Raw genomic sequence first — 16500 nt, 5'->3', positions numbered from 1 at the left:
GTATGACGACCATTCAGGCTTCAACCCAACAGATTCAAACCAGTGGCGCGAGTGGAACTTCGAGCAGTAACGATATCTCTGCGCAAATCACCCGCATTCTCGACAAGATCAAAAAGCTGACTCAGCAGTTAAAAGAGCTGGCGAACAGCCCCGTCAGCACCGATGAGAAGAAGAAGCAGCAGGAACTTATTCAGACCCAGATCAAAGTGCTGCAGGCGCAGCTCGCCGCGCTGCAGCGCCAGCAGGCCGAAGAGGCCCAGAAGAAGCAGGATCAAAAGCTGGGCAAAGTGGAAGGGGTAAATAGCCCGTCAGACACTAATCAGATTGATATCTACATCTAATCTTCTGATGCGTTAAACAGTGGGTCGCGTATGCGGGCTTCGGTTAATCGTTGTGCCTGGATACGCACCACTTCCCAGATAGCCTGCGCCGCCCCCGAGAGTGAGCGATTTTTTCGCCGCACCAGCATCAGCTTTCGCTCAACAACGGGCATTAATCGCTTGACGGCCAGCCGGCTTCCCTGGGGCAGGGGAAGCGCCAGGGCGGGTAACACGCTGATGCCAATACCGGCTTCCACCATCGGAAACAGCGTCGCCGGGTGACCAATCTCCTGCACGATCGTTGCCTTTACGCCCTGATTCACCAGCGCGGAATCAATCAGCGGACGACTGCCCGAGGCATAATCCTGTAAAACCAGGTTCGCGCCCGTCAGAGACTGCCAGCTGACTTCCGGCAACGTGGCCAGCGGGTCGTCGTCACGACAGAGCAGCAAAAAGGGCTCAGAAAGTACGCTTTCACACGCCAGATCGCTCGCCTGGCCGGGATCGATAACAATACCAAAATCCACATCGCCCTGGCGGATGCTCTCCAGCACCCACTGCTGCGGCCTGTCATGCAGGACAAAATCAATGTCCGGATAGCGGTGGCTTCCCTCCGCAATACACTGAGGGATAAGGTGCGCAGAGATCGTCTGACTGGCCGCGACGCGCACGGTCCCCGAAAGCTGCTGCCCCAGCCTCCCCACGTCTCTGAGCGTGCTGTTCAGCTCATCCAGCAATCGTTCAAGACGCAGGGCGAGCTGCTGCCCCGCTTCGGTCAGCACCACTTCGCGCGTGGTGCGGTCAAGCAACTTCACCCCGGTCTGATTCTCCAGCTCTTTCACGCTGTGGCTGACCGCCGACTGGCTCAGGCCAATCATCTCCCCTGCCCGGCTAAAGCTGCGGGCGTGAGCGACGGTGACGAAAATACGAAGCTGACGTAAGGAATAATTCATCTGTTTCATTCATGAATGGATGCAATAAATCAATTTTATTTCTCAAATTGAAAAAAGCACAATAGCGACATCTGTTTTCAGGAGTCATTATGAAACTATTTCGTATTCTTGATCCGTTCACGCTTACCCTGGTGGTTACCGTTTTACTGGCCTCGTTCTTCCCGGCTCGCGGCGCTTTCGTCCCGTTCTTTGAAGGGCTGACGACGGCCGCCATCGCACTGCTGTTCTTTATGCACGGTGCAAAACTCTCCCGCGAAGCGATTATTGCCGGCGGTGGCCACTGGCGGCTGCATCTCTGGGTGATGTGCAGCACGTTCATTCTGTTCCCAATCCTCGGGGTGCTGTTTGCCTGGTGGGCGCCGGTTAACGTCGACCCGGCGCTCTACACCGGTTTCCTGTATCTCTGTATTCTGCCGGCTACCGTGCAGTCCGCCATTGCCTTTACCTCTCTCGCCGGAGGGAACGTTGCGGCCGCGGTCTGCTCGGCATCGGCATCCAGCCTGTTAGGGATTTTCGTTTCCCCGCTGCTGGTGGGCCTGCTGATGAACATGCACGGCGCGGAAGGCAATCTCGAGCAGGTTGGAAAAATCTGCCTGCAGCTGCTGCTGCCGTTTGTCCTGGGGCATCTATCCCGTCCATGGACCGGGGCGTTCGTGGCAAAGCACAAGAAATGGATCTCAAAAACCGACCAGTCGTCGATTCTGCTGGTGGTCTATTCCGCCTTCAGCGAAGCGGTCGTGAACGGGATCTGGCATAAGGTAGGCGCAGGCTCGCTGCTGTTTATCGTGGTGGTCAGCCTCGTCCTGCTGGCGATTGTGATTGCGGTAAACGTCTTTGTGGCACGCAGGTGCGGCTTCAGCAAAGCGGATGAAATCACCATTGTCTTCTGCGGTTCCAAAAAGAGCCTGGCGAACGGTATCCCGATGGCCAATATTCTGTTCCCGACCTCGGTGATTGGGATGATGGTGCTGCCGCTGATGATTTTCCACCAGATCCAGCTGATGGTCTGCGCGGTGCTGGCGCGTCGCTACAAGCGCCAGACCGAAAAGCTGGCGCAGGAAGAGACCCGCGCCGCGAAGGCTTAAGGACGTTTCAGGGGCTGAACCAGCTGGGTCAGCCCCTCGGTTTTGATCAGTAACGTGATAGCCATCAGCTCGCCCAGCCGCCCAGCCGGGAATTCATCCTTGCGGGCAAACCACAGCAGATACTCCTCCGGCAAATCAATCAGCCTGCGGCCCTTGTATTTACCGAACGGCATCTCCGTATTGGCAATCTCAACGAGCTGTTCTTTCTCCACGTTACTCTCCTAACAGACGCATCATTTCCGCTTCGTCGATAACCTCAATGCCGAGCTCCTGGGCTTTCGCCAGCTTAGAGCCCGCCGCTTCCCCGGCGATCACCAGGTCGGTTTTCTTCGACACGCTGCCCGCCACTTTGGCCCCCAGCGCCACCAGGCGCGCTTTCGCATCGTCGCGTGAAAGCTGGCTCAGGCTGCCGGTCAGGACTACCGTTTTACCGGCGAACGGGCTGTCGATCTCTTCGGCGTTAACCACTACCGGCGCGGGCCACCTGATGCCCTCTTCCAGCAGCTTGCCGATGACTTCACGGTTGCTCTCTTCGGCGAAGAAGTTAAAGACGTGCGTGGCGACCACAATGCCAACGTCAGGGACTTTCTGCAGCTCGTCGATGCTTGCCTTTTCCAGCGCCTCCAGCGTACCAAAGTACGCCGCCAGGCCCGCTGCCGTCGCCTCACCCACTTCACGAATGCCCAGCGCGTACAGGAAGCGGGCAAAGGTCGTCTCTTTAGCGGCTTCCAGCGCGTTAACCACATTCTGGGCTGACTTTGGCCCCATGCGATCCAGACCGGTCAGTTTACCTGCCGTCAGCCTGAAGAGATCCGCTGGCGTATGGACATACTCTTTCTCAACCAGCTGATCGATAATCTTGTCGCCCATGCCGTCGACGTCCATCGCCCGACGAGAGACGAAGTGCTTCAGCGACTCTTTACGCTGCGCACCACAGATTAAGCCCCCCGTACAGCGCGCCACCGCTTCACCTTCCACACGCTCAACGTCGGAGCCGCACACCGGGCAATGGGTCGGGAAGACGATCTCGCGCGTATCGGCAGGGCGCTCTGACTCCACGACGTTAACCACCTGCGGGATAACGTCGCCCGCGCGGCGAATCACCACTTTGTCACCAATGCGCAGGCCCAGGCGTTCGATTTCATCGGCGTTATGCAGCGTGGCGTTACTCACCAGCACGCCCGCAACCTGCACGGGCTCCAGACGGGCGACCGGGGTAATCGCCCCCGTACGGCCAACCTGGAACTCCACGTCGCGAACGACGGTCATCTGCTCCTGAGCAGGGAACTTAAACGCCACCGCCCAGCGCGGCGCGCGCGCCACAAAGCCCAGCTGCTCCTGCAGCGCCAGTGAATTCACCTTGATGACGACGCCATCAATATCAAAACCGAGCGTCGGACGGTCCTCTTCCACCTTGTGGTAGAACGCCAGCACCGCTTCCGGCGAGTCGCAGAGCTGAACGCGGTTGCTCACCGGCAGGCCCCACGCTTTAAACTGCAGCAAGCGTCCGAGGTGCGTATCCGGCAGCTCGCCGCCCTCCAGAATACCGACGCCGTAGCAGAAGAAAGTAAGCGGTCGCTTCGCGGTAATACGCGGGTCAAGCTGGCGCAGAGAGCCTGCCGCCGCATTACGCGGGTTAGCAAACACCTTCCCGCCGGTGCGACGCGCCTCGTCGTTAATTTTCTCGAAGCCCGCCTGGGGCAGGAACACCTCGCCGCGCACTTCCAGACGCGCGGGAATGTTGTCACCCTGCAGCTTCAGCGGGATCGCGCGGATGGTACGCACGTTGGTGGTGATGTCTTCGCCCGTCGTACCGTCGCCACGCGTTGCGGCACGCACCAGCACACCGTTTTCATAGAGAAGACTGACCGCCAGGCCATCCAGCTTGAGCTCGCAGCACCAGGTGAGGGAGTCGCTGCTTTTCAGACGATCCTGCACGCGCTTGTTAAACGCGAGGAAGCTCTCTTCATCAAATACGTTATCCAGCGACAGCATCGGCACCTCATGGCGCACCTGGCTGAAAGCGCCAAGCGGCTCAGCGCCGACGCGCTGGGTAGGGGAATCAGGCGTGATAAGCTCCGGATGCTGCGCCTCTAATTCGCGCAGCTCGCGCATCAGGCGGTCATATTCGGCATCCGGGACTTCCGGCGCGTCCATAACATGATAGAGGTATTCATGATGGCGAAGCGTGGTTCGCAGTTCAGTGAGTTGTTGTTCGATTGAGTCCATATCGCACCATCAATGAGAAAAAACCCCCGACAGGCGGGGGTTGAGGAGGAGTTGAAGTAAACGCGACGATTACGCGTTAGCTTCCTTAACTTCGCGGATGCGGTCCTGATACTCGCGCAGCTTCTGCGGGGTCATCATTCGACGCTGATCGTCGAGCACCACGCCGCCGACTTCGTCAGCGATGTGCTGAGCGGACTGCAGCATCAGCTTAAAGTTTTGCAGTTCGTCGCCGTAAGAAGGCACCTGCATAAAGATAGTGACGCCCGGGGTCACGAAATCACCGGTCATTTCCGGATCAAAGGTGCCAGGGTTAACCATGTTGGCCAGGCTGAACAGCGCCGGACCGCTACCGTCAGGGCTCAGATGGCGATGGAAAATGTTCATATCGCCAAACTTGAATCCTGCCTGTTGAATGCTGTTGAGCAGCACGTCACCGTTAAGATGGCTGCCGTGATGCGCGGCCACGTTCATGATGATCACCGCTTCTTTACGCTGCGGTTTTTCAACAACCGGCTCTGGTTCTACAACGGGCTCAGGCTCAACGTGTGGAGCCGGAGCAGGCTGAGGCGCAGGCTTTACGTGAACAGGCTGCTGCGGTTGTTGTACCGGCTGAGCAGGCTGTTGCTGCACGGGCTGCTGCACCGGTTGCTGTTGAACCGGCTGTGGCGCAGCAGGCTGCTGATAGACAGGCTGTTGCGGCGGCTGGCGCACCGGTTCTTCCACAGGCTGCGGCGCTGGCTGGCGCGGCTGTGCGGAAGCATACGGCGGTTGATACTGGTGCTGCGAAGGACGAGGCGCTTCATGCTCCCCATGGCCTGCGCCGGGCGCAGTATTGACCCGATGAACACGAACTTCACCCACGCCGTCGTCATCGCTGCCGTCGATGTCATCTTCACTGTCATCATCGTCACGACTGGACTTCATGCGCTTCAGTGGGCGATCGCGAAACATCGAGGAACGCTCTTTACGGCTGGTCCAGAAACCATGTACCAGTAAAGCGATTATGGCGATCGCGCCAACAATGATTAATATCAGACGCAAATCCTGCATCATTATATTCTCTGTTGTTCTAACACCTTGCCACCACGGCAAACATTTACTCACTAAGAGTATTTGCCGTTTACGTCAAGTGCAAGTGTGTGCAGAGCATTCACAGCATAAAGATGAAGGAAATCGTGCTTTTTGCTGGTTTTTCGAACATTTCCGAACTGGTCATTGCTCCGTAAGTGGATAATATAGGCGGGCAATTCCACTGGTTGTGTAAAAAGGAGTACAGCCTGGCTATGGTTTCAACATCTTCTTCTCCCCCGCGCAGCGGCGTCTGGTATTTTTCTCAGGGCTGGAAACTGGTCTCCCTGCCGGGGATTCGACGCTTCGTGATTCTGCCGCTGTTGATCAACATTATTCTGATGGGCGGCGCGTTCTGGTGGCTATTCACAAAGCTGGAGAGCTGGATCCCGTCGCTGATGAGTTACGTTCCGGACTGGCTGCAGTGGCTTAACTACCTGCTCTGGCCGGTGGCGGTGATCTCCGTGCTGCTGGTGTTTGGGTACTTCTTTTCGACGATTGCCAACTGGATAGCCGCACCGTTCAACGGTCTGCTGGCGGAACAGCTGGAAGCGCGGCTTACTGGTGCGACGCCGCCGGACACGGGCGTGCTGGGGATCATGAAAGACCTGCCACGCATCATGAAGCGCGAGTGGCAGAAGTTTGCCTGGTACCTGCCCCGCGCGGTCGTGCTGCTTATCCTCTATTTTGTGCCAGGCATTGGCCAGACGGTGGCGCCGGTGCTGTGGTTCCTGTTCAGCGCCTGGATGCTGGCCATCCAGTACTGCGACTATCCGTTCGATAACCACAAGGTGCCGTTTAAAGAGATGCGCACTGCCCTGCGCAGCCAGAAGGTCGCCAACATGCAGTTTGGCGCGCTAACCAGCCTGTTCACCATGATTCCCTTCCTGAATCTGTTCATCATGCCCGTCGCCGTCTGCGGCGCGACGGCGATGTGGGTCGACTGCTACCGTGCTAAGCACGCGTTATGGAAATAATGCAAAAATGTGTAAAGCAGGGGTGGCTTATGCCGCCCCTTATTCCATACTGATCCCCATTATTTCCTTGCAGTATATAGATATGCGAATTCCTTACTTCCCCCTACCTGCTCAACAGGTATGCTGGGTCGGTATCCCAATTTCATACAGTTAAGGACAGGCCATGAGTAAGATTTATGAAGACAACTCGCTGACTATCGGTCATACGCCCCTGGTTCGACTGAACCGTATCGGTAATGGACGCATTCTGGCGAAGGTCGAATCACGTAACCCGAGCTTCAGCGTAAAATGCCGTATCGGTGCAAACATGATTTGGGATGCTGAAAAACGTGGCGTACTGAAGCCTGGCGTTGAGCTGGTGGAACCGACCAGCGGTAACACCGGTATCGCTCTGGCCTATGTGGCCGCCGCGCGTGGCTACAAGCTGACGCTGACCATGCCAGAAACCATGAGCATTGAGCGTCGTAAGCTGCTCAAAGCGCTGGGCGCGAACCTGGTGCTGACCGAAGGCGCGAAGGGCATGAAGGGCGCCATTCAGAAAGCTGAAGAGATTGTGGCCAGCGATCCGGCGAAATATCTGCTGCTGCAGCAGTTCAGCAACCCGGCTAACCCGGAAATTCACGAGAAAACGACCGGTCCGGAAATCTGGGAAGATACCGACGGCCAGGTTGACGTCTTTATCTCCGGCGTAGGTACCGGCGGTACGCTGACCGGCGTGTCACGCTATATTAAAGGCACAAAGGGTAAAAAAGACCTGATCACCGTTGCCGTTGAGCCAACTGACTCACCGGTTATCACCCAGGCACTGGCGGGTGAAGAGCTTAAGCCAGGCCCGCATAAAATTCAGGGTATTGGCGCAGGCTTCATTCCGGGCAACCTGGATCTGAAGCTGATCGATAAAGTGGTGACTATCACTAACGAAGAAGCCATTTCTACCGCGCGTCGCCTGATGGATGAAGAAGGCATTCTGGCGGGTATCTCTTCCGGTGCAGCCGTTGCGGCAGCGCTCAAGCTTCAGGAAGATGAAGCCTTTACCAACAAGAATATTGTGGTTATCCTTCCTTCTTCGGGCGAGCGTTACTTGAGCACCGCACTGTTTGCCGATCTGTTTACCGAAAAAGAGCTGCAACAGTAGTGCCAGCATGTTAATAACGCGTAAAAAAGCACCTTTTCAGGTGCTTTTTTGTGGCCTGCTTCAAACTTTTGCCCCTCCTGGCATTGCTTCACCCCGTTGGGTCTGGTATTTAAACCAGCAATTATTTTGATGCGTGAAATTAATCGGTGAATGAAATAGCCTTGCTGAATCGATTTTATGATTTGGTTCAAGTCTTGCTTTCGCTGCATAATGTTTAATGACGATCGAAACGTCAGCGCTAACAATACAGGCTAAAGTTCAGTCGCCAGGCTAGACTTTAGTTCCACAACACTAAACCTATAAGTTGGGGAAATACAATGTTCCAGCAAGAAGTTACCATTACCGCTCCGAACGGTCTGCACACCCGCCCTGCTGCTCAGTTTGTTAAAGAAGCAAAAGGCTTCACTTCTGAAATCACTGTGACTTCCAACGGCAAAAGCGCGAGCGCAAAAAGCCTGTTCAAACTGCAGACTCTGGGCCTGACTCAGGGCACCGTTGTCACCATCTCTGCAGAAGGTGAAGACGAGCAGAAAGCAGTTGAGCATCTGGTAAAACTGATGGCTGAGCTCGAGTAAGTTTCCGGGTTCTTTTAAATATCAGTCACAAGTAAGGTAGGGTTATGATTTCAGGCATTTTAGCATCCCCGGGTATCGCTTTCGGCAAAGCACTGCTGCTGAAAGAAGACGAGATCGTCATCGACCGGAAAAAAATTTCTGCCGACAAGGTTGATCAGGAAGTTGAACGTTTTCTGAGCGGTCGTGCCAAGGCATCTGCGCAACTGGAAGCAATCAAAACTAAAGCTGGCGAAACTTTCGGTGAAGAAAAAGAAGCCATCTTCGAAGGGCACATCATGCTGCTCGAAGATGAGGAGCTGGAGCAGGAAATCATAGCCCTGATTAAAGATAAAGGCATGACGGCCGACGCGGCTGCGCATGAAGTTATCGAAGGTCAGGCAACTGCCCTGGAAGAACTGGATGATGAATACCTGAAAGAGCGTGCGGCTGACGTACGTGACATCGGTAAGCGCCTGCTGCGCAACATTCTGGATCTGGCCATTATCGACCTGAGCGCGATTCAGGATGAAGTTATCCTGGTTGCCGCTGACCTCACCCCGTCTGAAACTGCACAGCTGAACCTGAAAAAGGTCCTCGGTTTCATCACCGACGCGGGTGGCCGTACCTCCCACACCTCTATCATGGCGCGCTCTCTGGAACTGCCTGCCATCGTGGGTACCGGTAGCGTCACCTCTCAGGTGAAAAACGGCGACTATCTGATTCTGGATGCCGTAAACAATCTGGTTTACGTCAACCCAACCAATGAAGAGATCGATAAACTGCGCGCGGTTCAGGAGCAGGTTGCGACTGAAAAAGCCGAACTCGCTAAGCTGAAAGACCTGCCAGCCATCACCCTGGACGGCCATCAGGTAGAAGTATGCGCAAACATCGGTACCGTCCGCGACGTTGATGGCGCTGAGCGCAACGGCGCGGAAGGCGTAGGTCTCTATCGTACAGAATTCCTGTTCATGGACCGCGACGCGCTGCCAACGGAAGAAGAGCAGTTTGCTGCTTATAAAGCCGTGGCTGAAGCGTGTGGCTCTCAGGCGGTTATCGTCCGTACCATGGACATCGGCGGCGACAAAGAGCTGCCGTACATGAACTTCCCGAAAGAAGAGAACCCGTTCCTGGGCTGGCGTGCAATCCGTATCGCGATGGATCGTAAAGAGATCCTGCGTGACCAGGTTCGCGCGATCCTGCGTGCCTCTGCTTTCGGTAAACTGCGCATCATGTTCCCGATGATCATCTCTGTTGAAGAAGTGCGTGCACTGAAGAAAGAGATCGAAATCTACAAGCAGGAACTGCGCGACGAAGGTAAAGCGTTTGACGAGTCAATCGAGATCGGCGTGATGGTGGAAACACCTGCGGCGGCGACCATTGCGCGTCATTTAGCCAAAGAAGTTGATTTCTTTAGTATCGGCACCAATGATTTAACGCAGTACACCCTGGCAGTTGACCGTGGTAATGATATGATTTCACATCTCTACCAGCCAATGTCACCGTCCGTACTGAACTTGATCAAGCAAGTTATTGATGCTTCTCATGCAGAAGGTAAATGGACTGGCATGTGTGGTGAGCTTGCAGGCGACGAACGTGCTACACTTCTGTTGCTGGGTATGGGTCTGGACGAATTCTCTATGAGCGCCATTTCCATCCCGCGCATTAAGAAGATTATCCGTAACACGAACTTCGAAGATGCGAAGGTGTTAGCAGAGCAGGCTCTTGCTCAACCGACAACGGACGAGTTAATGACGCTGGTTAACAAGTTCATTGAAGAAAAAACAATCTGCTAATCCACGAGATGCGGCCCAAATTACTGCTTAGGAGAAGATCATGGGTTTGTTCGATAAACTGAAATCTCTGGTTTCTGATGATAAGAAAGACTCCGGAACTATTGAGATTGTTGCTCCGCTCTCCGGCGAGATCGTCAACATCGAAGACGTGCCGGATGTAGTGTTTGCTGAGAAAATCGTTGGTGATGGCATTGCTATCAAACCAACTGGCAACAAAATGGTTGCTCCAGTTGACGGCACCATCGGTAAAATTTTTGAAACCAACCATGCGTTCTCTATCGAATCTGATAGCGGTATCGAACTGTTCGTTCACTTCGGTATCGACACCGTTGAACTGAAAGGCGAAGGCTTCAAACGTATCGCGGAAGAAGGCCAGCGTGTTAAAGTTGGCGACCCGGTAATTGAATTCGATCTGCCACTGCTGGAAGAAAAAGCCAAGTCTACCCTGACGCCGGTTGTTATCTCCAACATGGACGAAATCAAAGAACTGATCAAACTGTCTGGCAGCGTCACCGTGGGTGAAACCCCGGTTATCCGCATCAAGAAGTAATTCTTGCCGCACAGAAAAATGGCGCCTTCGGGCGCCATTTTTGTTTATGCCGGTAGGATAAGCTCGTCGTAGCCCTTCGACTGGGTATAGAGCATCACGTCAGTCACCCGATCGCCGGCCATGCGAATGGCGTCGGCAACGGTTTTCCCCTCAACAATTCCGCTCACCAGTTCTGAACAGAACAGGTCGCCCGTCCCTTTCAGATCGGTTTCTACGCGCGGATGCGCGCTGACGGTCACGCCTTCATTCGTCACCAGCACCACGTGGATGTTTTCCGGGTCATCGGCCACCGGCGCGCTGGTGATCGCCACCCATTTCAGGCTATCGGAGAGCAGTCCCTGCGCCGCCGCGATGGCGCTTTCAGGCGTACGGCACGGTTTGCCGCTTAACACTTCCAGCTCATAGACGTTTGGTGTGATCCCCTGCGCCATCGGCAGCAGGTGTTCCCGATATGCCTGCGGGATCTCGGGCTTGACGTACATTCCGCTGTCGATATCGCCGATAACCGGGTCGACCAGCACCAGCAGGTCTGGATGCTGCGCTTTGACCGCCTTCAGCCATTGAGCCAGCAGGACGATCTGGCTGGCGCTGCCCATATAGCCGGTGGTGACCGCTTTAAGCTCGCGCAGGATCTCGCGTTCTTCCAGTGCCCTAAGATAGCCGCTGAACCACTCGTCGGGGATCACCCCACCATAAAACGTGTCGTAGTGCGGCGTGTTGCTAAACAGTACCGTCGGCACGGCGGTGACGTTCAGCCTGTGGGTACGAATATTCGGTACCGCAATGCTGTTCCCCACGCTGCCGTAAACCACCTGCGACTGCACGGCGACAATGTCGGTTTGCTGCGCCCGGGTGTTATCCCGGAATAGAATCATCTCCATGACGCTTAAATCCCCGCCCCCTGCGAATAACTCTCTTCACCAAAGACGCCGGTAGACAGATAGCGATCGCCGCGATCGCAAATAATCGCCACCACTACCGCCCCCGGGTTTGCCTGCGCTACCCGAATCGCCCCCGCTACCGCGCCGCCCGAGCTGACGCCGCAGAAGATACCTTCGCGCACGGCCAGCTCACGCATGGTATTTTCCGCCTCGCGCTGGTGAAGATCCAGCACCTGATCCACCAGCTGCGCATTAAAGATGCCGGGCATATACTCCGCCGGCCAGCGGCGAATCCCCGGAATGCTGCTCCCCTCTTCCGGCTGGAGGCCAACGATGGTGACGGTTTTTTCCTGCTCGCGCAGAAAACGCGATACCCCGGTAATGGTGCCGGTGGTGCCCATACTAGAGACAAAATGGGTGATACGCCCGTCGGTTTGCTGCCAGATTTCCGGGCCGGTGGTGGTGTAGTGCGCGTACGGGTTGTCCGGATTGTTGAACTGATCCAGCAGTTTACCTTCACCGCGCCCGGCCATCTCCAGCGCTAAGTCGCGCGCGCCTTCCATTCCCTGCTCTTTGGTCACCAGAATCAGCTCGGCCCCGTAGGCACGCATCGCGGCGCGGCGCTCCTGGCTCATGTTGTCCGGCATCAGCAGCTTCATGCGGTAGCCTTTCAGCGCAGCAATCATCGCCAGGGCGATACCGGTGTTGCCGCTGGTGGCCTCTATCAGCACGTCGCCTGGCTTAATTTCTCCGCGTTTTTCGGCCTGGACAATCATCGACAGCGCCGCGCGGTCTTTCACCGAGCCCGCCGGGTTATTGCCTTCGAGTTTGACCCAGATTTCGCTGCCGTTGTCCGGCCCCATGCGCTGAAGCTTGACCAGAGGAGTGTTGCCGATGGTGTGTTCTAATGTATTCATGATCGCTGTCCAATAAAAAGCCCGGTGGCGCTTCGCTTACCGGGCCTACAGACGTCATATTGTAGGCCGGGTAAGCGCAGCGCCACCCGGCAAAACTACGTAATCCTAACCTATCAGGCTGACTCCGCCAGAGCAATATCCTCGCGCGTCTCGATGCGCTCCTTCCCGTGATAAATACGGGCGTGCTGCAAACCAACAAACAGGCGCTCACCCCGGTGCGGCGGCACGTCGTCGCGCATGACCACGGTCAGCGGCTCGGTATACCAGCCCAGCGGCTGTACCACCAATTGGGTGTAGTGACCTTTAGGGCTAGCTTCCAGCACCTGCACCGGCAGCGGTGAATCCAGGCTGGTTCGGCGGCTCACGTCCACTTCCCACGGACGCAGGAACAGATCGACCGGCCCCTGATGCGCGGAGGTATAGCCCAGCGGCCAGCGATGAGCGCCAACGTGGAACTGTCCGCCGCGAATAGTGCCCTGCAGACGGTTTACTTCGCCCATAAACTCCAGCACGAAGCGGGTCGCCGGCTCACGCCAGAGCTGCTCCGGCTCGTCAACCTGTTCAATGTTGCCCTGGCTCATGACCACCACGCGATCCGCAACTTCCATCGCCTCTTCCTGATCGTGGGTCACGAAGACGCTGGTGAATTTCAGCTCTTCATGCAGCTGACGCAGCCAGCGGCGCAGCTCTTTACGCACCTGCGCATCCAGCGCGCCGAAGGGTTCATCCAGCAGCAGAATTTGCGGCTCAACGGCCAGCGCGCGCGCCAGCGCCACGCGCTGTTTCTGTCCGCCGGACAGCTGGGCCGGGAAACGATCCGCCAGGTGAGCCAGCTGCACCATCTCCAGCAGTTTGGTCACTTTCGCCTTAATGGTTGCCGCATCCGGACGTTCGCGACGCGGCAGCACGGTCAGGCCAAACGCGATGTTGTCGAACACGGTCATGTGGCGGAACAGCGCGTAGTGCTGGAACACAAAGCCTACTTTACGATCGCGGGCGTGCAGGCGGCTCACGTCGGTGCCGTGGAAGCGGATGTGCCCGCTGGTCTGATGCTCAAGCCCGGCGATAATACGCAGCAGCGTGGTTTTGCCCGAGCCGGACGGCCCCAGCAGCGCCACCATTTGTCCGGAAGGGATATCCAGCGAGATATCATTCAGCACCTGGGTGCGACCAAAAGACTTCTTAATATTGGCAATCTCAATGCTCATGATTTCCCTCCTGATGCTGACGTTTTTCCTGATTTTCTAAACGCCACTGCACCACACTCTTCAAAAACAGGGTCAAGATGGCCATCAGCGTCAGCAACGCTGCGGCAGTAAACGCGCCGATGGTGTTGTAGTCCTGTTGCAGCAGCTCAATCTGTAGCGGCAGCGACAGGGTTTCACCCCGGATGGAGCCGGAGACGACGGAAACGGCACCGAACTCACCAATCGCGCGGGCGTTGGTCAGCACCACGCCGTAAAGCAGCGCCCAGCGGATATTCGGCAGCGTCACGCGACGGAACATCTGCCAGCCGGAAGCGCCCAGCAGCACCGCCGCTTCGTCTTCGTTGCTCCCCTGGCTTAACATCACCGGCACCAGCTCACGCACCACAAACGGACAGGTCACAAAGATGGTGACCAGCACCATGCCCGGCCAGGCGAACATGATCTGCAGGTTATGCTCGTCCAGCCAGCCGCCCAACGGGCCGTTGGAGCCGTAAAAGAGCAGGTACACCAGACCCGCCACCACCGGCGATACGGCGAAAGGAATGTCCAGCAGGGTCAGCAGCAGCTGACGTCCCGGGAAGTTAAAGCGGGTTACCAGCCAGGCCAGCAGGGTCCCGAACACGAGGTTCACCGGCACGGTGATCAGCGCAATCAGCACGGTCAGCCAGATGGCATGCAGCATATCCGGGTTCGCCAGGTTTTCCAGCGCGGGCATCAGGCCCTTGCTGAATGCCTGAACGAAGATATAAACCGTCGGCACGACGAGAATGAGGGCGGAAACCAGCACGCCCGCCCCAATCAGAAACCATTTACCCCAGTTAATGCGGGGTGCATCGTATCGCTTCAATTGCGTAACTTCCGCCATCAGTGACCTACCACACGTCGACCAAAGCGACTTTGCAGAGTGTTAATTGAGTACAGCAGCAGCAGCGACGCCGCCAGGATCACCGAGGCAATCGCGCTCGCCGCCGGATAATCAAACTCCTGCAAACGGATGAAAATCATCAGCGAGGTGACTTCTGTTTTCCAGGCGATGTTCCCGGCGATAAAAATCACCGCGCCGAACTCACCGAGGCTGCGGGTAAACGACAGCGCGACGCCCGCCATCAGCGCCGGAGAGAGCTCCGGCAGAACCACCTTGCGGAAGCTCTGCCAGCGCGTGGCGCCCAGCGTTTCCGCCGCTTCTTCGTATTCCGGACCCAACTCTTCCAGCACCGGCTGCACGGTACGGACCACAAACGGGATGCTGGTAAAAGCCATCGCCACCGCGATACCGAGCCAGGTGTAGGTTACTTTGATGTCGAATTTCGCCAGCCACTCGCCGTACAGCCCGTTCACGGAGAAGAGCGACGCGAGGGTTAAGCCCGCCACCGCCGTCGGCAGCGCAAACGGCAGATCCATCAGGGCGTCAAGCAGCGTGCGGCCCGGGAAGCGATAGCGGGTTAAGATCCACGCCATCAGCAGGCCAAACACGCCGTTAAAAATGGAGGCGACAAACGCCGACAGCAGCGTCACCTTATAGGCCGCCACCACCTGCGGGTTGGTGACCACGTCCCAGTACTGCGCCCAGCTCATCTGAGCAAGCTGCATCACCAGCGCGCTGAGCGGCAACAGCAGGATCAGGCAGACGAACAGCAGGCTGGTCCCGAGGCTTAAGGTAAAGCCCGGCAGCACGCGTTTTGTCGAGACTGCAAACATTACTTATGCCCCGCCGCCAGCAGTTTGTCTAACTCACCACCGCTGGCAAAATGCGTTTTCATCACATCAGGCCAGGAGCCGAAATGATCTTCCACGCGGAACAAATCGGTCTGCGGGAACTTATCTTTCAGCTTGTTCATCACATCCGGGTTATTCACGCGGTAGTAGTAATCGGTAATGATGGTCTGCGCCTGCGGGCTGTACAGGTAGTTGAGATAGGCTTTTGCCGCTTTCTCGGTACCGTTTGCCTGCACGTTTTTATCCACCCACGCCACCGGGAACTCGGCCAGGATGTTGGTTTTCGGGATAACGACTTCGAAGCCCTGCGCTTCGTACTGTTTGCGGATGTTATTCACTTCCGATTCAAAGCTGATCAGCACGTCGCCGAGACCGCGCTCCGCGAAGGTCGTTGTCGCCCCGCGGCCGCCGGTATCAAACACTTCGACGTTTTTCAGGAACTGGGTCATGAACTGCTCGGTTTTGGCTTTATCGTTACCGTCAGCCTTGTCCGCCGCGCCCCACGCGGCTAAATAGGTATAACGCGCGTTACCGGAGGTTTTTGGGTTCGGGAAAATCAGCTTCACGTCGGAACGCACCAGATCGCTCCAGTCGTGGATATTCTTCGGGTTGCCCTTACGCACCAGGAAGCCCATGGTGGAATAGAACGGGGAGCTGTTGTTCGGCAGTCGGCTCTGCCAATCCGCTGGGATCAGCTTGCCTTTGTCGTGCAGGATCTGCACGTCAGTCACCTGGTTGTAAGTCACCACATCTGCTTTCAGGCCCTGCAAAATCGCCAGCGCCTGCTTGGACGACCCGGCGTGGGACTGTTTGATGGTCAGCTTGTCGCCGTTATTATCTTTCGCCCACTGCTGTTCGAACGGTGGATTAAGGGCGGCAAACAGCTCGCGGGAGACGTCATACGAACTGTTCAACAGTTCAGTCGCCTGCGCCTGTGCCACCAGCAGTAAACCTGCCAGCGCCAGAGTTCCTTTTTTCAGTACAGTAACGGCCATTGCGCACCCTTATAAATGTGATGACTATCTTATAGTCATAATATTTATAACGGGGATGAAAGGAGTAACGGTTTTATATACCGTTTGGTGATTTAGAAGCAGAAAAGGGAATAAGGGGG

General features: G+C 56.4%; 17 protein-coding genes. 7 read left to right on the top strand and 10 right to left on the bottom strand.

The window, feature by feature from the left end; translation table 11 throughout:
• Positions 1-2: 2 nt before the first annotated feature.
• Positions 3-341, top strand: a complete 339-nt coding sequence (locus ACERY3_RS10960) for a FlxA-like family protein (RefSeq protein WP_029740388.1) — start codon at positions 3-5, stop codon at positions 339-341.
• On the opposite strand, the gene ACERY3_RS10955 is transcribed toward ACERY3_RS10960, so the two are convergent.
• Complete coding sequence (locus ACERY3_RS10955) at positions 338-1273, bottom strand: LysR family transcriptional regulator (RefSeq protein ID WP_373225616.1); 936 nt, start codon at positions 1271-1273, stop codon at positions 338-340. The two genes, ACERY3_RS10960 and ACERY3_RS10955, sit on opposite strands and share 4 nt — an antisense overlap.
• A gap of 89 nt (positions 1274-1362) precedes the next feature.
• Here ACERY3_RS10955 and ACERY3_RS10950 point away from each other — a divergent pair, with 89 nt between their 5' ends.
• Positions 1363-2358 (top strand): bile acid:sodium symporter family protein, encoded by a 996-nt coding sequence (locus ACERY3_RS10950; RefSeq protein ID WP_373225615.1) that lies wholly within the window; start codon positions 1363-1365, stop codon positions 2356-2358.
• Here ACERY3_RS10950 and ACERY3_RS10945 read toward each other — a convergent pair.
• From ACERY3_RS10945 to zipA, 3 genes are all read right to left on the bottom strand, one after another.
• On the bottom strand, positions 2355-2570 hold the full coding sequence (locus tag ACERY3_RS10945) for a DUF3820 family protein (protein ID WP_003861328.1): 216 nt from the start codon (positions 2568-2570) through the stop codon (positions 2355-2357). The genes ACERY3_RS10950 and ACERY3_RS10945 overlap by 4 nt on opposite strands.
• A gap of 1 nt (position 2571) precedes the next feature.
• Positions 2572-4587: an NAD-dependent DNA ligase LigA gene (gene ligA / locus ACERY3_RS10940; RefSeq protein WP_039263696.1), complete on the bottom strand. Its 2016-nt coding sequence runs from the start codon at positions 4585-4587 to the stop codon at positions 2572-2574.
• A gap of 69 nt (positions 4588-4656) precedes the next feature.
• Complete coding sequence (gene zipA / locus ACERY3_RS10935; protein ID WP_058841574.1) at positions 4657-5640, bottom strand: cell division protein ZipA; 984 nt, start codon at positions 5638-5640, stop codon at positions 4657-4659.
• A gap of 230 nt (positions 5641-5870) precedes the next feature.
• On the opposite strand from zipA, the gene cysZ reads away from it, so the two are divergent.
• The 5 genes from cysZ to crr all read left to right on the top strand — a co-directional run bounded on the left by cysZ (position 5871) and on the right by crr (position 10664).
• Positions 5871-6632: a sulfate transporter CysZ gene (gene cysZ / locus ACERY3_RS10930; protein WP_039263698.1), complete on the top strand. Its 762-nt coding sequence runs from the start codon at positions 5871-5873 to the stop codon at positions 6630-6632.
• Positions 6633-6795: 163 nt separating this feature from the next.
• Positions 6796-7767: a cysteine synthase A gene (gene cysK / locus ACERY3_RS10925; protein WP_014884739.1), complete on the top strand. Its 972-nt coding sequence runs from the start codon at positions 6796-6798 to the stop codon at positions 7765-7767.
• Positions 7768-8084: 317 nt separating this feature from the next.
• Positions 8085-8342, top strand: a complete 258-nt coding sequence (ptsH, locus tag ACERY3_RS10920; RefSeq protein WP_000487600.1) for a phosphocarrier protein Hpr — start codon at positions 8085-8087, stop codon at positions 8340-8342.
• Positions 8343-8386: 44 nt separating this feature from the next.
• Complete coding sequence (ptsI, locus tag ACERY3_RS10915; protein ID WP_373225605.1) at positions 8387-10114, top strand: phosphoenolpyruvate-protein phosphotransferase PtsI; 1728 nt, start codon at positions 8387-8389, stop codon at positions 10112-10114.
• Between the two features lie 40 nt (positions 10115-10154).
• The gene (gene crr, locus ACERY3_RS10910) at positions 10155-10664 is read left to right on the top strand and encodes a PTS glucose transporter subunit IIA (RefSeq protein WP_003861316.1); all 510 of its coding nucleotides are present in this window, start codon (positions 10155-10157) and stop codon (positions 10662-10664) included.
• Between the two features lie 44 nt (positions 10665-10708).
• Here crr and pdxK read toward each other — a convergent pair whose 3' ends face one another.
• From pdxK to ACERY3_RS10880, 6 genes are all read right to left on the bottom strand, one after another.
• Positions 10709-11545, bottom strand: a complete 837-nt coding sequence (gene pdxK, locus ACERY3_RS10905; RefSeq protein WP_319876378.1) for a pyridoxine/pyridoxal/pyridoxamine kinase — start codon at positions 11543-11545, stop codon at positions 10709-10711.
• 5 nt (positions 11546-11550) lie between these two features.
• Positions 11551-12462: a cysteine synthase CysM gene (gene cysM, locus ACERY3_RS10900; protein ID WP_058841575.1), complete on the bottom strand. Its 912-nt coding sequence runs from the start codon at positions 12460-12462 to the stop codon at positions 11551-11553.
• A 113-nt stretch (positions 12463-12575) separates the two neighbouring features.
• Entirely contained in the window at positions 12576-13670 is a 1095-nt protein-coding gene (gene cysA, locus ACERY3_RS10895) for a sulfate/thiosulfate ABC transporter ATP-binding protein CysA (protein WP_008501607.1), read from the bottom strand.
• Complete coding sequence (gene cysW, locus ACERY3_RS10890) at positions 13660-14535, bottom strand: sulfate/thiosulfate ABC transporter permease CysW (protein ID WP_048974889.1); 876 nt, start codon at positions 14533-14535, stop codon at positions 13660-13662. Before cysW ends, cysA begins: the two co-directional genes overlap by 11 nt.
• The gene (gene cysT / locus ACERY3_RS10885) at positions 14535-15368 is read right to left on the bottom strand and encodes a sulfate/thiosulfate ABC transporter permease CysT (RefSeq protein ID WP_004123378.1); all 834 of its coding nucleotides are present in this window, start codon (positions 15366-15368) and stop codon (positions 14535-14537) included. Before cysT ends, cysW begins: the two co-directional genes overlap by 1 nt.
• Positions 15368-16381: a sulfate ABC transporter substrate-binding protein gene (locus tag ACERY3_RS10880; RefSeq protein WP_023308734.1), complete on the bottom strand. Its 1014-nt coding sequence runs from the start codon at positions 16379-16381 to the stop codon at positions 15368-15370. The genes cysT and ACERY3_RS10880 overlap by 1 nt, the downstream gene beginning before the upstream one ends.
• Positions 16382-16500 lie beyond the last annotated feature (119 nt).

The sequence above is a fragment of the Enterobacter cloacae complex sp. ESBL7 genome (assembly GCF_041679625.1).
Taxonomy (GTDB): Bacteria; Pseudomonadota; Gammaproteobacteria; order Enterobacterales; family Enterobacteriaceae; genus Enterobacter; species Enterobacter asburiae_B.
This window is presented reverse-complemented; position numbering and strand designations above follow the sequence as displayed.

Bases quoted from the DNA above. Each gene is read 5' to 3' on its own strand.
- cysT (WP_004123378.1), bottom strand. From the start codon at position 15,368: ATGTTTGCAGTCTCGACAAAACGCGTGCTGCCGGGCTTTACCTTAAGC.
- ACERY3_RS10955 (WP_373225616.1), bottom strand. From the start codon at position 1,273: ATGAATTATTCCTTACGTCAGCTTCGTATTTTCGTCACCGTCGCTCAC.
- cysM (WP_058841575.1), bottom strand. From the start codon at position 12,462: ATGAATACATTAGAACACACCATCGGCAACACTCCTCTGGTCAAGCTT.
- cysW (WP_048974889.1), bottom strand. From the start codon at position 14,535: ATGGCGGAAGTTACGCAATTGAAGCGATACGATGCACCCCGCATTAAC.
- cysZ (WP_039263698.1), top strand. From the start codon at position 5,871: ATGGTTTCAACATCTTCTTCTCCCCCGCGCAGCGGCGTCTGGTATTTT.
- zipA (WP_058841574.1), bottom strand. From the start codon at position 5,640: ATGATGCAGGATTTGCGTCTGATATTAATCATTGTTGGCGCGATCGCC.
- cysA (WP_008501607.1), bottom strand. From the start codon at position 13,670: ATGAGCATTGAGATTGCCAATATTAAGAAGTCTTTTGGTCGCACCCAG.
- ligA (WP_039263696.1), bottom strand. From the start codon at position 4,587: ATGGACTCAATCGAACAACAACTCACTGAACTGCGAACCACGCTTCGC.
- pdxK (WP_319876378.1), bottom strand. From the start codon at position 11,545: ATGGAGATGATTCTATTCCGGGATAACACCCGGGCGCAGCAAACCGAC.
- ACERY3_RS10880 (WP_023308734.1), bottom strand. From the start codon at position 16,381: ATGGCCGTTACTGTACTGAAAAAAGGAACTCTGGCGCTGGCAGGTTTA.
- ptsH (WP_000487600.1), top strand. From the start codon at position 8,085: ATGTTCCAGCAAGAAGTTACCATTACCGCTCCGAACGGTCTGCACACC.
- ptsI (WP_373225605.1), top strand. From the start codon at position 8,387: ATGATTTCAGGCATTTTAGCATCCCCGGGTATCGCTTTCGGCAAAGCA.
- ACERY3_RS10960 (WP_029740388.1), top strand. From the start codon at position 3: ATGACGACCATTCAGGCTTCAACCCAACAGATTCAAACCAGTGGCGCG.
- crr (WP_003861316.1), top strand. From the start codon at position 10,155: ATGGGTTTGTTCGATAAACTGAAATCTCTGGTTTCTGATGATAAGAAA.
- ACERY3_RS10950 (WP_373225615.1), top strand. From the start codon at position 1,363: ATGAAACTATTTCGTATTCTTGATCCGTTCACGCTTACCCTGGTGGTT.
- cysK (WP_014884739.1), top strand. From the start codon at position 6,796: ATGAGTAAGATTTATGAAGACAACTCGCTGACTATCGGTCATACGCCC.